Raw genomic sequence first — 13,154 nt, 5'->3', positions numbered from 1 at the left:
ATTCTACGGGGGCGCGCGTGGGGGTTTCGAACCCATTCCCACGGGATCGGCGAGGATGACGCCTCAGCAGACAGCGAAGCGATGAGAGAACCATGAGCAAGCAGCAGGCCGCCCTGTACGAGCCGCTCCCGGCGGCGTCCCGGTCCTACGCGCAGCCGGGCGGCCCGAGCGGCTACGGCGCGGCCGTCTGGCCGCCGCCGGTCCCGCCGCACCGGGGCGGCGGCCGGGCCAAGGTGGTGGCGGCCGTGGCGATCGGTTCACTCGTCATGGTGTGCACCCTTCTGGGCGGTTTTCTCATCCTCACGGGCGGCAGCTCGGCGGACGGCGGCACGCGCTACCGGCTGACGGCGCCCGACCGCGTGGGGGGCCTCGCCAAGACCGCCCCGGTGGACCGCACCTTCCGCGCGGACCACCTGGAACGGCTGCGGCGGCTGGGGGTACGGGATGCGGGGACGGTCACGGCGGGCTACTCGTCCGGCTCCTCCGCCCGCGGGATGCTCATGTACAGCGGGGTGTGGGGAGAAGTGAAGAACCCCGAGCGGGCCGTCGACGGCATGTTCGAAGCGATGGCGGAGGACGCACAGGCCCGGCCGGTGAAGCAGGGCGGCGCGCGGGAGGAGATCGAGGGCAGCCCGGAGAGGGTGAGCCCGCGGGGCCTGGACGGCGGCGACGCGGTGATGAAGTGCCAGACGGTGCACTTCACCCCTGCGGACGGCGAGGCCGGGGCGGCCCTGACCCTCCCGTACTGCGTGTGGGCCGACCACAGCACGGTGGGCGTCGTGGGCGCGGCCCTGGGCGGACGGACGGGGATCGCGGAGGCGGCGGAGGCCACGGGGGAACTGCGGGGGGCGGCGCGGGTGCGGGTGCGGGGCTGACCCCGCGATAAGAGTCGGATAAACGACAAGAAAGGATGTAGTCCGACTTCTTGCTGCAAAGACCTCCGCAAAGACTTCCGCAAAGAGACGTGGACGCCGATGTACGACACCCAGCCGACTCCGCCGCCGCCCCCGCAGATACCGCAGGCCCCGCAGGGCCAGTGGCCGCCGCCGATCCCTCCGCACCCGGGCAGCGGCAAGAGGAAGGCCATCGGCATCGCGGCGGGCGCGCTGGTGTTCGCGGGCGCGCTGGTCGGCAGCCTCCTGTACCTCAACAGCGGCGGCAACGGGACGGCGGCGTACCGGATCGAGCTGCCGGAGACGCTGATGGACGGCGACTACAAGAAGGATCCGGCCGACCCGGAGGACGACGAGGACCTCTCGTTCAGCGCCAAGGACCGCGCCGAGATGAAGGAGACCGGCATCGAGGACGCCGACGGTGACGCCGCCGGGTACCGGAACGCCAAGGGCAAGCAGCTGCAGGTCGTCGGCGTGTACGGCACCATCCCCGACCCGGGGAAAACCGTCGGCAAGATGATCGCGGACATGGACAAGAAGGACGCCGACGGCAAGGCCCCGCTGGGCGGCGACCTCGAAAGCGAGCCGTTTCGCGCCTACCACCCGCGCGGCTTCGACGGGGCAGTCCTGAAGTGCAAGTCCGAAAAGGTGTCGTACTCGTTCACCGGGATGAAGAAGACCTCGGCCAGGAGCCTGTGCATCTGGGGCGACAAGGGCGCCATCGGCCTCGTCATGAGCCACAGCATGGGCGACGTGGACAGCGACAAGTCCGAGGGGCTGTCGGCGGAGGAGCTGGCGGAGGCCACGGCCAGGATCCGCGACGAGGTCCGCAGGCCGAAGTAGGCGATTCGCCCGAAGTGGTCACGGCCGTGCGGCAACTGTTCCGAAACCGTTGCCGCACAGCGCTAAGACCCGCCTGGAGATCCGGAAGGATAGCGGGACTGTCACACGAGTCCCCCCACGGATCGAGAGAGTCGCAATGAGCTACAACCAGCCGGGCCCGTACGGCCAGCAGCCGCCCCAGCAGCCGGGCCCCTACGCCCAGGGGGCGCCCGCCGGCCAGCCCGGTTACGGTTACCCGCCGCCGCCCCCGCCGCCCCCGGGCACGCCGTACGGCGCCCCCCAGCAGCCGCAGCAGCCCTGGGGCGCCCCCCAGCAGCCCCAGCCCGGCTACCCCGGCCAGTACCCCCCGCCGGTCCCGCCCCAGAGCGGCGGCAAGGGCAAGGCGATCGGCATCACGATCGGCGCCGTGGCGGTCGTGGGCGCGCTCATCGCGGGTGCGATGTATTTCATGGGCGGCGGCGACGGTGAGGTCAAGCCGTACACCATCGTGATGCCGGACAAGCTGCTGGACGGCAAGTACACGAAGGCCAGCGTGAGCTCTCCGGGCGCCAAGCAGACGGACACGAAGGACCTCACCGACGACAAGGGCGCCAAGGAGCTCGGCATCACCAACGGCACGGGCGTGTCGGGTGCTTACACCAGCGCCGAGAAGATGTCGCTCTCGGTCACGGGTGTCTACGGCGAGCTCTCCGACCCTTCGAAGACCGTCGACGCGATGATCGCGAAGATGGAGGAGAACCAGAAGAAGAACGAAGGAACCATGCAGGGCTACAAGATCGAGACGGTCACGCCCTGGACTGAGTTCTCACCGAGCGGCTTCGACGGGGCAGTCATGAAGTGCCGGCTCCAGAAGGCCACGTTCACCGCGGGCGCCATGTCGAGCTCCAGCGAGGCCAGCAGCTGCCTCTGGAGCGACTCGAGCGCCATGGGCATTGTCCGGCATACGGCCCCGGGCAAGTCGCCCTACGGAGAGGCCTCCACCGGCAAGACGATGTCCGTCCAGGAACTGGCCGAGGCGACCGCCAAGGTCCGCAACGAGGTCCGCAAGGACAAGTAGCGGCGGGTGGCGCGGTGACGGCCGCCGAGGCGGCCGTCACCGTCCATCCATGACCTACTTCCCCCACCTGCTGGCGGAGTTGGCCGCCTGCACCTTGGCGCGGAGCAGCTCGGCCTCGCTGACGGGCCGGACCGCGTCGGCTTCCGCTTCCCACTCCTTACCGCCGGAGAGCGTACGCAGCAGCAGCTGCGGCCCGGCGTTGCGCATGACCTGCCCGACGACGCCGTCGCGGGTGTCCACGACGAACGTGCCGATGCCGGGCAGAGGTTGCTGATGCTCCTGGCCCGAGCAGGTACACGCGCCCAGCGGAGAACGGGGCCGAAGGTCGATGCCGTGGGCGGTGGCCCACACGTAGACCCTGCAGGACGGCCGCTCTGCGATACGGGGTTCCGGGGCAGGCGGTGGCTCGGGGGCGGAAATCTGCCGTTCCCGGCGGAACCAGCGGCGGATAAAGTTGCGCATGTCGACGCTCCTAGTAGGCGTTGGCCGCGCCCCGGGACCGTGCCAGCGGTCGCCGGGGTCTTCACGTGCAAGACTTTAGCGTAGCCATGCTATAGCACGCCGCAACATGGAATATCTCGACTAGGACGCCATGGTGTGCGTAGCGTGTTCAAGTGATCGAATTCGCTCCCGACATCCCGCGCTGGCGCCAGGTGGCCGAGGTGATCCGGCAACGCATCAAGGACGGCACTTACGTGCCTCGATCACGCGTGCCCTCCGTCGTCCAGCTCACCGAAGAGTTCGGCATCGCCAGCGTGACGGCCCAGAAGGTGCACCGCGCGCTTCGCGCAGAGGGCCTCATCTACACGGAGCCGGGCATGGGCTCGTTCGTCTCCCAGCAGCCGCAGGACCACTGAGGTCATTTCCGCCCCTACTCAGCTCATCTCAGTACCACTGATGTAGTAGACCTCCACGGTCGCGGTGCCGTGCAGGAACTGCTCGACCAGGGCACCGGTGTGGTCGCCGCGGTCCCAGGCGGCCTTGGCCTTGGGGCTCAGTTCCCGCAGGCCGAGGCCGGCGCTGGCCGGCCGGATGAGTTGGCCGGCCCAGCCGGCGCTGCGGAGGTACTTCTCCAGCGTGGCGCCGACGCTGGCCTTCGACTCCAGGTAGCGGTGGGGCGGCAGCCCGTCGCGGTTGCCGATCGCCTGGCCTGCGAGGGCCTTCGACAGCACGGCACGCGAGGCCGTGTTCCAACCGACGTTGGCGTGCTGCAGAGCGGACCACGTGGCGCCCTTGCTCGTCGCGATGGTCAGATCGCTGCTGGTGATGCTCTTGAGGATGAAGTGGCCGGCCATGTCCTTCTCCTGAAAGTCGGGGATGCACGAGCCCGAAGCCGGGCCGGACCCATGCATGCTCGCCCACCCCGCTTTCCCTGCCCAGAGCCCTAATCAGCCACCACCCGGGCTGCCTTGGGCTGCCCGGGCCGTCTGCGGCTTCACCACATCAGGGCACTTTCGGCATCGCTCTGCCAGTACGTCACCGCCGCCTTGCTGTCGACCCACGTGTCCTCGGGAAGCTTCACCGTGCGCGCCCGGCTCTCCGTACCGTCGCCCTCGTCGAAGCTCACCCGCAGGACGCTCGCGGTGCGCCCGTCCGTGCCGGAGCCGTCGGCGGCGGACAGGTTGATGCCCGCGTAGGCGGACCGGCCGGGCTCCAAGGAGACGACGGCCTGCGGGATGGAGTCCTCCACGACCGGCACCACGTGCTGCGCGGCGTCGAAGGCCAGGTGCGGGGCGCCGTAGGCGAAGCACGGCTTGGAGCTGGTGTTGGTGACGGTGAGCAGCTGGTGGTTGATCGGGCGGGACACGTTCTGCACCGTGGTCGTGGTGTTGGTGAGGGAGCACGCCGGAATGGGTGCCGGCTCCGCGGCCTGCGCCTGGGCGGTCGTGGCGGCTGTGCCGGCGAAGAGTGCGGCGGCGAGGGCGAGGCCGGTGGTGGTGATGCGGGCGGTACGCATACGGGGTCTCCAAGGGTGTCGAACGCCTCCCGGGGCGGGGTTGCCCGGGGCGTGCCGCCAGCCTGTCCACGGGCCCTCACCGCCGACAAGGCCCACCGCGTCATCCGGGACGCGGGAACACGTACACCCCGTCTGACCTGCGGAGACACTACTCCCCTGGAATGCCGCAGCGGGACACGCCGAGGCTCCTCAACCGCCGGACCGGTCCCACGCGGCCGCGCTCGCCAGCGTCTCCAGGACACCCACCGCCTCCTCCGCCCGCTCATACGGGACGAAGAGGTGGTCGTGGTGGAACCCCGCCACGACGTTGCAGCTGAGGTCGGCCTGGGCCAGGGCCTGGGACACCGCCGCGGTCAGCCCTACCGCCTCCAGCGCCGAGTGGATCCGCAGTGTGATCCAGCCCGCCACGTAGTCGTACGGGAGGCCGGCCGCGTCGGCCTGTTCCTGGCGTACGACCAGGGTCAGCCCTTCCGGCTCCCCTACCGTCACCACGGGGGTCACGCCCTCGGGCGCCTCCCCCGGCACCGTCACGTACACGTAGCGGCCGGCATTGAGCACCGGCTTCATACCGCTCAGCAGCTTCGCAAGGTCGCGTTCTCCAGCCATGGAGCCACCCTACGCACGGGCATGCGGAAGGGCGCCCGGCACTCGTCCGGACGCCCTCTTCCAAGCTACTGCTCAGCTCTCCCCGGCGAACACCTCGTCGATCGTGGATGCCGTGAGAGCACGGTCCATCCAGCGCTCCAGGACCTCCAGGTCAGTACAGCTCGTGATGCGCTCGCGGGCCGCCTCCGGCACGAGGATTTCCCGGTGATCGAGTACGCGCAGCACCATCGCCGACGCAGCTGCCCGGCCCTTGGCCTCACCCTTCAGGAGCGTCTCCTCGATGAGCGTGCCCCGGCCGGGGAAGTACGTGCGGATGGTCATCAGATTCCTCCAGGTCTCCCTCGCCGGGGTTTCTCCCAGGCCGATTTCCAGCAGTTCCGAGTAATACGCGACGGACTCTTCGTCTACCGTCCCCAGGGCACGCGCCAGCGCGTCCAGTATGGCCGGAGCGTCCTGGTCCCGCCCATGCGTCATGGCCGAGAAGGTCGCCATGGCCAGGTTCTGGGCGGCTTCCTCCTCGTCGATGATCGGAGGGACGTTTCCGGGCCCCAGGACCAGAGGGTGCACGGACAGCGCCTTCCACCCCTCGGGGCCGAGCTTGAAGGGGCCTGCCGCCCATTCCGCGGTCGTCTTGTCCTGGCAGACCACCAGCAGCAGCGCCGGGTCCCCGTACTTGGCCTTCAGAAACGCGAGGTAGTACGCCCAGCTGACCGCCTTGTCGCTGTCACGGCGCCCTTGTGCCTCGATGGCCAGGAGAAAGCTCTTCCCGCTGTCACGCGGCTGGATGCGCAACACGCTGTCCACGCGGCGCTCCAGTGGTCTGATCTCTGTGGTGTCCGGCGAGAGCACTTCGACGGACACCTCCCCCCGGCAGGGGAACGCCCAGGATCTGGAAGACCGGCGCGAGTAACTCCGGACGCTCCTGGAAGATCCGGTGCGATGCCTCGTGTTGCGATGTGACCATGATCCGACCGTAGGGACACGGCCCCGATCCCGTCCGGCCATCTCCAGTCGACCACTCGTTCGATACACGGATCGATCACCCGTTCTACGAACCCGCAGGCAGCAAAGAGGGGCACCCGGCCAACCAGGCCGGGCACCCCTCACGCACACACAAAGCTCAGCGCAGCGCCTACGCGCTCTTCTCGTGCCGCTCGTCCTTGCCCACGATCCGCGGTTCCCTCGGGACCAGCGTCGGGTTCACGTTCGAGTGGACGACGTCCGCCGTGATGACGACACGCGCCACGTCCTTCCGGGACGGGACCTCGTACATCACCGACATCAGGACTTCCTCCATGATGGCGCGCAGGCCGCGCGCGCCCGTCCCCCGCAGGATCGCCTGGTCGGCGATGGCCTCCAGGGCCGGGCGGTCGAACTCCAGCTCGACGCCGTCGAGTTCAAACAAGCGCTGGTACTGCTTCACCAGGGCGTTGCGCGGCTCCACCAGGATCTGGAGGAGGGCCTCGCGGTCCAGGTTGTGGACGGAGGTGATGACAGGAAGGCGGCCGATGAACTCCGGGATCATGCCGAACTTGACCAGGTCCTCCGGCATGACCTCCTGGAACTGGTCGCTGGCCTCGATCTCGCGCTTGGAGCGGATCGTGGCGCCGAAGCCGATGCCCTTCGCGCCCGCCCGCGACTCGATGATCTTCTCCAGGCCGGAGAAGGCGCCGCCCACGATGAACAGGACGTTCGTCGTGTCGATCTGGATGAATTCCTGGTGCGGGTGCTTACGGCCGCCCTGGGGCGGGACCGAGGCGGTCGTGCCTTCCAGGATCTTCAGCAGGGCCTGCTGGACGCCCTCGCCCGACACATCCCGTGTGATCGACGGATTTTCGCTCTTACGGGCGACCTTGTCGATCTCATCGATGTAGATGATGCCGGTCTCGGCCTTCTTGACGTCGTAGTCGGCGGCCTGGATCAGCTTCAGCAGGATGTTCTCGACGTCCTCGCCGACATAGCCGGCCTCCGTCAGGGCCGTCGCGTCGGCGATGGCGAAGGGGACGTTCAGCATGCGGGCCAGGGTCTGGGCCAGCAGCGTCTTGCCGGAGCCGGTGGGGCCCAGCAGGAGGATGTTGGACTTGGCGAGCTCAATGCCGTCGTCACGGTTGTGCGCGCCGGTCTCGCCGGCCTGCACACGCTTGTAATGGTTGTAGACGGCGACCGAGAGGGCCTTTTTCGCGGCCTCCTGGCCGACGACATAGCCTTCGAGGAACTCGTAGATTTCGCGGGGCTTGGGGAGTTCCTCCCAGCGCACCTCGCTGGTCTCCGCGAGCTCTTCCTCGATGATCTCGTTGCAGAGGTCGATGCACTCGTCGCAGATGTACACACCAGGACCCGCGATGAGCTTCTTCACCTGCTTCTGGCTCTTGCCGCAGAACGAGCACTTGAGCAGATCGCCGCCGTCACCGATGCGTGCCACGAGGTGCTTCCCCTTCGCCTGGGATCCGCCTTGCACTGCGAACCCGGGTGCTTGCCTATCGACGGTACCTTGCCGGGCCCCCCGAGCGGGCCCCCCTTGGCCTTACTCGGTCGGCTCAAGGGGGATACCAGCGGCACGGCGATCAAACGTTTACGGAACTCTTGCGGGTAGAAACGATCTGGTCGACCAGACCGTAGGCGAGCGCATCCTCGGCCGTGAGGATCTTGTCGCGCTCGATGTCGTCCCGGATCTTCTCGATCGGCTGGGTGGAGTGCTTGGCCAGCATCTCCTCCAGCTGGGTGCGCATCCGCATGATCTCCTTCGCGGCGATCTCCAGGTCGGAGAGCTGCTCGCGGCCCGTCTGGCTGGAGGGCTGGTGGATCAGCACGCGGGCGTTGGGCAGCGCCATGCGCTTGCCCGGGGTGCCGGCCGCGAGCAGGATCGCGGCGGCGGAGGCGGCCTGGCCCATGCAGACCGTCTGGATGTCCGGCTTCACGAACTGCATCGTGTCGTAGATGGCCGTGAGGGCCGTGAACGAGCCGCCGGGGCTGTTGATGTAGATCGAGATGTCGCGGTCCGGGTCCATCGACTCCAGGCACAGCAGCTGCGCCATGACGTCGTTGGCGGAGGCGTCGTCGATCTGCACGCCCAGGAAGATCACGCGCTCTTCGAAGAGCTTCGCGTACGGGTCGTACTCGCGGACGCCCTGGGAGGTGCGCTCGACGAAGCGCGGGACGACGTAGCGGGCCTCGGCCTGGGGGCCGGTGTACAGGCCGCTCGGGGACGAGATGTTCATGCGGGTTTCACCATCCTGGTGGCGGTCGATGGGCCGGGGAGCAGCCTCCCCCGCCCGGAAGCGGGCTGTCTGGCGGTACGTACTGCGCCGAGGCCGTCAGGCCCCGGTGCCGCCGCCGCCCGGAACGCCGGAAGCGTGGGTGATGATCTCGTCGATGATCCCGTACTCCTTGGCCTCCTGCGCGGTGAACCAGCGGTCGCGGTCGCCGTCGCGGATGATCGTCTCGACGGTCTGGCCGGTGTGGTGCGCGGTGATCTCGGCCATGCGCTTCTTGGTGCGCAGCAGCTGCTCGGCCTGGATCTTGATGTCCGAGGCGGTGCCGCCGAGGCCCGCGGACCCCTGGTGCATGAGGATGTCGGTGTTGGGCAGCGCGAAGCGCTTGCCCGGGGTGCCGCCGGTCAGCAGGAACTGGCCCATCGAGGCCGCGAGGCCCATGCCGATGGTGACCACGTCGTTCGGGATGTACTGCATGGTGTCGTAGACCGCCATGCCGGCCGTCACCGAGCCGCCGGGGCTGTTGATGTAGAGGTAGATGTCCTTGTCCGGGTCGGCGGCCAGGAGGAGCATCTGCGCCGTGATCTTGTTGGCGATGTCGTCGTCGACCTGCTGGCCGAGGAAGATGATCCGCTCCCCGAGCAGCCGGTTGTAGACCTGGTCGCCGAGGCCACCACCGATGGCGATCTCACCGGCGGCGGAAGGCATCAGATTCGTCACGTATCCACCTGCTCGTCTCTGACGGCAACGGGCCGTCTCCGCGTCTTCTCCGGGGACCGGGGTACGGGCGGCACGGCCGGCTGCTGCCGGCGGTCGCCAAGTGGTCCCCTGCCCTCGTATCTACGGACCCTAACGCGCTGTTCGGCGGGCGCCATCCCGCATCAGGAACTGTTCGCTCTGAGCGCAGGTTCGGCACGGATTCAGCGCAGGTTCCGCAGGTCGCACAACGGCCGGCAAGGGCCACGGCAGCCGTCCCCGGGGACACGGACGGGCCCGGACGCGCGAACGCATCCGGACCCGTTCCGTAGCTGCCTCACGGGCGCCCTGGGGCGCCTGCGCAGGAGACCGGGGCTCAGGCCTCGGTCGTGCCCTCGGCGGCCTCGACGACCTCGGTGGCGGCCTCGGCCGTCTCCTCGTCCTCGTCGTCCAGGCTGACGACCTCGCCGGAGGCGTCCTTGACGGTGGCGGCCTCGACCACGGTGGCCAGCGCCTTGCCGCGGGCGACCTCACCGACGAGCATCGGGACCTGGCCACCCTCGACGACCGCCTGGGCGAACTGGTCGGGGCTCATGCCGGAGGACTGGGCACGGCGCATGAGGTGCTCGGTGAGCTCCTCCTGGCCGACCGAGACCTTCTCCTTGTTGACGATCTCGTCGAGGATGAACTGGGTCTTGATGCCCTTCTCGGCCTGCTCCTTGAGCTCGGCGTCGAACTCCTCGGCGGACTTGCCCTGGATCTCCAGGTACTTCGCCAGGTCCAGGCCCATCTGGCCCAGCTGGTGGTGCTCGAGGTTGTGCTTGCGGGTGTTGACCTCGTCCTCGAGCAGCTTCTCCGGCATCGGGACCTCGACCAGCTTGATCAGCTCGTCGAGGACCTTCTCCTGGGCCTGCGTGGCCTGGTCGAACTTCTTCATCCGCTCAAGGCGCTTGCGGCTGTCGGCGCGCAGCTCCTCCAGCGTGTCGAACTCGCTCGCCAGCTGGGCGAAGTCGTCGTCGAGCTCCGGCAGTTCGCGGGACTTGACGGCGGTGACGTCGACCTTGACCTCGGCCTCCTTGCCCTCGGCGGAGCCGCCCTTGAGCTCGGAGGTGAAGGTGGCGGTGCCGCCGGCCTCCAGGCCGGTGACGGCCTCGTCGATGCCGTCGAGCAGCTGGCCGGAGCCGATGGTGTAGTCGACACCCTCGGCGACGCCGTCCTCGAGGACCTCGCCGTCGACCTTGGCCTCCAGGTTGACGGTGACGATGTCACCCTCGGCGGCGGCGCGCTCGACCGGGGAGGTGGTCGCGAAGCGGTCGCGCAGCTGCTCGAGCGACTTCTCGACGTCCTCGTCGGTGACCTCGACGGAGTCGACGGTGACCTCGATGCCGGAGTAGTCCGGGATCTCCAGGGTCGGGCGGATGTCCACCTCGGCGGTGAAGGCCAGCAGCTCGCCGTCCTTCAGCTCCGTGATGTCGACCTCGGGCTGACCCAGCGGGTTCAGGTCGGCCTCGTTGACGGCCTCGGTGTAGAACTTCGGAAGCGCGTCGTTGACGGCCTCCTCCAGCACCGCACCGCGGCCGAAGCGCTGGTCGATGACACGGGCCGGGATCTTGCCCTGACGGAAGCCCTTCACCGTGACCTGCTGGTTGATCTTCTTGTACGCCGCGTCGAGGCTGGCCTTGAGCTCCTCGAAGGGCACCTCGACAGTGAGCCGAACCCGAGTCGGGTTCAGGGTCTCCACGGCGCTCTTCACGGTTCGGTCTCCTTGGGGCTGACTTCTGGTGATTCTGCTGAGGTTCAGCGGATCGCGCCCGGTAGCCAGACTCGTAGGCAGACACACGGGCACGCAGCTTGCATAGTAACCGCAAGCAGGATGAGCCCCACAATGTGATCTTGGCCGGGGGCCCTGTGGCGGCCCCCTGGTGGCCCTGATGGTCCTGATGGTCCTGTGGTCGGGGTGGCCGGATTCGAACCGACGACCTTCCGCTCCCAAAGCGGACGCGCTACCAAGCTGCGCCACACCCCGTAAGTGCGAGACGTAGGGTACATGCCCGCGGGGGTAGCGGTGGCCGGATTAACGTCGGCGCCCGGGAGCACGGGGCGGCGCGGAAGCGGCGCGCGGAGGGGGCCGAAGGGGTGACGTGCGGCGCACGCCCCGGACCCGCTACGATGCACAACGTGCCGCACGGCCCTTCCGGGCCCGCGGCGCATGCGGGCGTAGCTCAATGGTAGAGCCCCAGTCTTCCAAACTGGCTACGCGGGTTCGATTCCCGTCGCCCGCTCCACCGACGCCTCCGGCCCTGCCGGAGGCGTTTGTCATTCCCGGGGAGCGCCGTCCGGCCGGCTCAGGACCGGCTCAGAACTTGATGCCGTTTATCGTCTCGGCGATCGAGTTCAGGAACCTCTGGATCGACGGCGCCATGCCCGTCGAGGCGAGGAAGAACCCGAAGAGGATGGCGACCAGTGCCGGGCCGCCCTTGATGCTGTTGGAGCGGAAGAGCACCACCAGCACGATCGCCAAGAGCAACACCACTGACAGCGAAATGGCCACAACTGATCACACCCTCGGTCGGATACCCACTGGTCTGCCCGGGAGACATGCTCCCCGCGGCCCTCGCCCGTCAACCATCGTGCCACCAACTTGCCTGTTTCCGTGGGACTGTGACATTTCATCGGCACTTCGTCCAGAAACTGCCTGCAAAGCCCTGGGCAGCGGATATCGGGGGACTTGCCGGTGCGCGTGGCGGCGGCCGCCGCGACGCCGCTAGGGTGCTTCGGATGTCCCCCGCTGTCACACCTCCCGCCCGCGCGGTGATCCCCTCGGGGCAGCCCGGCACTGCGTCCGCGCCCGCCGCCCCGGCACAGCGCGATCCCTTTTTCGACAACGCGAAATACCTCGCGATCGTCCTCGTGGCACTGGGGCACGCGTGGGAGCCGCTCTCGCACACCAGCCGCGCCGCAATGGCGCTGTACATCACCGTGTACACCTTCCACATGCCGGCGTTCATCCTGATATCCGGCTATTTCTCCCGCGGCTTCGATCTGAGCCCCGCCAAGCTCAAGCGCCTGCTCACGGGTGTGGTCGTGCCGTACCTGGTTTTCGAGGTCGCCTACACGTACTTCCAGCACTGGGCGGAGGACGACGCACCGCCGGAGCCGGTCTCCCTGCTCAACCCGTGGTACCTGAACTGGTTCCTGGCCGCGCTCTTCATCTGGCGGCTGACCACCCCGGTGTGGAAGCTGATCCGCCGGCCGGTCCCCGTCGCCTTCGCCGTGGCCGTCCTGGCCGCGGTCTCCCCCGAGGTCGGCGGCGATTTCGCCATGGAGCGGGTGCTGCAGTTCCTGCCGTTCTTCGTGATCGGCCTGCACCTGCGGCGCGAGCACTTCGAGCTGGTGCGGCGCCGCTGGGTGCGGATCGCGGCGGTGCCGGTCTTCGCCGCGGCGCTCGCCGTCGCGTACTGGCTCGCGCCCGGGCTCGACACCGGCTGGCTCTACCGCAGCAGCGCCGTCCAGGACCTGCACGAGCCGGTCTGGACGGCCCCGGTGATGACCTTCACCCTGTTCGCCTGCGCGGCCGTGCTCACGGCGGGCTTCCTGGCCTGGGTGCCGCGCCGGAAGGTGTGGTTCACGGCGCTGGGCGCGGGGACCCTGTACGGGTACCTGCTGCACGGCTTCCTGATCAAGCTGTCGCGCTGGTGGGAGTGGTACGACGCGGCCGCGTGGATCCGTAGGCCGGTCGGCGAGGTCGTGGTCACCTTGATCGCGATCGGGGTGATGACGGCGCTGTGTACGTCGCCGGTACGACGGGTGTTCCGGTGCGTGATGGAACCGCGGATGGAGTGGGCGTTCCGTAAGCCGTGAGGGCCGGGCCCCGGGCCCGGCCCCGGGGC

15 protein-coding genes and 2 tRNA genes are annotated in these 13,154 nt (G+C 68.6%); 6 read left to right on the top strand and 11 right to left on the bottom strand.

The genetic code is table 11. From position 1 onward, the window contains the following. The first annotated feature begins 92 nt into the window (after positions 1-92). The 3 genes from IE241_RS06945 to IE241_RS06935 all read left to right on the top strand — a co-directional run bounded on the left by IE241_RS06945 (position 93) and on the right by IE241_RS06935 (position 2,793). On the top strand, positions 93-875 hold the full coding sequence (locus IE241_RS06945; protein ID WP_190020731.1) for a hypothetical protein: 783 nt from the start codon (positions 93-95) through the stop codon (positions 873-875). Between the two features lie 99 nt (positions 876-974). After that, entirely contained in the window at positions 975-1,736 is a 762-nt protein-coding gene (locus tag IE241_RS06940; protein ID WP_190020730.1) for a hypothetical protein, read from the top strand. A gap of 136 nt (positions 1,737-1,872) precedes the next feature. Continuing rightward, positions 1,873-2,793 carry a hypothetical protein gene (locus IE241_RS06935; RefSeq protein WP_190020729.1) on the top strand — a complete coding sequence of 307 codons (921 nt, stop codon included), beginning with the start codon at positions 1,873-1,875 and terminating at the stop codon, positions 2,791-2,793. Positions 2,794-2,847: 54 nt separating this feature from the next. Here IE241_RS06935 and IE241_RS34040 read toward each other — a convergent pair whose 3' ends face one another. Continuing rightward, positions 2,848-3,255, bottom strand: a complete 408-nt coding sequence (locus tag IE241_RS34040) for a hypothetical protein (RefSeq protein WP_229898882.1) — start codon at positions 3,253-3,255, stop codon at positions 2,848-2,850. Between the two features lie 152 nt (positions 3,256-3,407). Between IE241_RS34040 and IE241_RS06925 the strand changes: the two genes are divergently transcribed. Continuing rightward, positions 3,408-3,650 (top strand): GntR family transcriptional regulator, encoded by a 243-nt coding sequence (locus IE241_RS06925; protein ID WP_190020728.1) that lies wholly within the window; start codon positions 3,408-3,410, stop codon positions 3,648-3,650. An 18-nt stretch (positions 3,651-3,668) separates the two neighbouring features. On the opposite strand, the gene IE241_RS06920 is transcribed toward IE241_RS06925, so the two are convergent. The 9 genes from IE241_RS06920 to IE241_RS06880 form a co-directional block, all read right to left on the bottom strand. Next, positions 3,669-4,088: a hypothetical protein gene (locus tag IE241_RS06920; protein WP_190020727.1), complete on the bottom strand. Its 420-nt coding sequence runs from the start codon at positions 4,086-4,088 to the stop codon at positions 3,669-3,671. A 140-nt stretch (positions 4,089-4,228) separates the two neighbouring features. Continuing rightward, a complete protein-coding gene (locus tag IE241_RS06915) occupies positions 4,229-4,750 on the bottom strand; it encodes a DUF4232 domain-containing protein (protein WP_190020726.1) in 522 nt (173 codons plus the stop codon). Between the two features lie 189 nt (positions 4,751-4,939). Then, complete coding sequence (locus tag IE241_RS06910) at positions 4,940-5,356, bottom strand: ACT domain-containing protein (RefSeq protein ID WP_190020725.1); 417 nt, start codon at positions 5,354-5,356, stop codon at positions 4,940-4,942. A gap of 72 nt (positions 5,357-5,428) precedes the next feature. After that, complete coding sequence (locus IE241_RS06905) at positions 5,429-6,160, bottom strand: hypothetical protein (protein ID WP_308433639.1); 732 nt, start codon at positions 6,158-6,160, stop codon at positions 5,429-5,431. Between the two features lie 328 nt (positions 6,161-6,488). Continuing rightward, on the bottom strand, positions 6,489-7,778 hold the full coding sequence (clpX, locus tag IE241_RS06900; RefSeq protein WP_030366476.1) for an ATP-dependent Clp protease ATP-binding subunit ClpX: 1,290 nt from the start codon (positions 7,776-7,778) through the stop codon (positions 6,489-6,491). A 142-nt stretch (positions 7,779-7,920) separates the two neighbouring features. Then, complete coding sequence (locus IE241_RS06895; protein WP_058044444.1) at positions 7,921-8,574, bottom strand: ATP-dependent Clp protease proteolytic subunit; 654 nt, start codon at positions 8,572-8,574, stop codon at positions 7,921-7,923. A 96-nt stretch (positions 8,575-8,670) separates the two neighbouring features. Further along, entirely contained in the window at positions 8,671-9,276 is a 606-nt protein-coding gene (locus IE241_RS06890) for an ATP-dependent Clp protease proteolytic subunit (RefSeq protein WP_058044443.1), read from the bottom strand. 364 nt (positions 9,277-9,640) lie between these two features. Next, positions 9,641-11,017, bottom strand: a complete 1,377-nt coding sequence (tig, locus tag IE241_RS06885) for a trigger factor (RefSeq protein WP_190020724.1) — start codon at positions 11,015-11,017, stop codon at positions 9,641-9,643. A gap of 196 nt (positions 11,018-11,213) precedes the next feature. Further along, positions 11,214-11,290 (bottom strand) — tRNA-Pro (locus tag IE241_RS06880). A gap of 185 nt (positions 11,291-11,475) precedes the next feature. Here IE241_RS06880 and IE241_RS06875 point away from each other — a divergent pair. Continuing rightward, positions 11,476-11,549, top strand: a tRNA-Gly gene (locus IE241_RS06875). 71 nt (positions 11,550-11,620) lie between these two features. On the opposite strand, the gene IE241_RS06870 is transcribed toward IE241_RS06875, so the two are convergent. Then, a complete protein-coding gene (locus IE241_RS06870) occupies positions 11,621-11,815 on the bottom strand; it encodes a hypothetical protein (RefSeq protein WP_190020723.1) in 195 nt (64 codons plus the stop codon). A 227-nt stretch (positions 11,816-12,042) separates the two neighbouring features. Between IE241_RS06870 and IE241_RS06865 the strand changes: the two genes are divergently transcribed. After that, positions 12,043-13,125: an acyltransferase family protein gene (locus IE241_RS06865; RefSeq protein WP_190020722.1), complete on the top strand. Its 1,083-nt coding sequence runs from the start codon at positions 12,043-12,045 to the stop codon at positions 13,123-13,125. Positions 13,126-13,154 lie beyond the last annotated feature (29 nt).

Source organism: Streptomyces hiroshimensis (assembly GCF_014650335.1).
Classification (GTDB): Bacteria; Actinomycetota; Actinomycetes; order Streptomycetales; family Streptomycetaceae; genus Streptomyces; species Streptomyces hiroshimensis.
The sequence above is the reverse complement of the archived record's forward strand: the minus strand, read 5'-3'. Positions and strand labels throughout refer to the sequence as shown.

Coding starts and splice junctions, on each gene's coding strand:
- IE241_RS06945 (WP_190020731.1), top strand. CDS start 93: ATGAGCAAGCAGCAGGCCGCCCTGTACGAGCCGCTCCCGGCGGCGTCC.
- IE241_RS06940 (WP_190020730.1), top strand. CDS start 975: ATGTACGACACCCAGCCGACTCCGCCGCCGCCCCCGCAGATACCGCAG.
- IE241_RS06935 (WP_190020729.1), top strand. CDS start 1,873: ATGAGCTACAACCAGCCGGGCCCGTACGGCCAGCAGCCGCCCCAGCAG.
- IE241_RS34040 (WP_229898882.1), bottom strand. CDS start 3,255: ATGCGCAACTTTATCCGCCGCTGGTTCCGCCGGGAACGGCAGATTTCC.
- IE241_RS06920 (WP_190020727.1), bottom strand. CDS start 4,088: ATGGCCGGCCACTTCATCCTCAAGAGCATCACCAGCAGCGATCTGACC.
- IE241_RS06915 (WP_190020726.1), bottom strand. CDS start 4,750: ATGCGTACCGCCCGCATCACCACCACCGGCCTCGCCCTCGCCGCCGCA.
- IE241_RS06910 (WP_190020725.1), bottom strand. CDS start 5,356: ATGGCTGGAGAACGCGACCTTGCGAAGCTGCTGAGCGGTATGAAGCCG.
- IE241_RS06895 (WP_058044444.1), bottom strand. CDS start 8,574: ATGAACATCTCGTCCCCGAGCGGCCTGTACACCGGCCCCCAGGCCGAG.
- IE241_RS06890 (WP_058044443.1), bottom strand. CDS start 9,276: ATGCCTTCCGCCGCCGGTGAGATCGCCATCGGTGGTGGCCTCGGCGAC.
- IE241_RS06865 (WP_190020722.1), top strand. CDS start 12,043: ATGTCCCCCGCTGTCACACCTCCCGCCCGCGCGGTGATCCCCTCGGGG.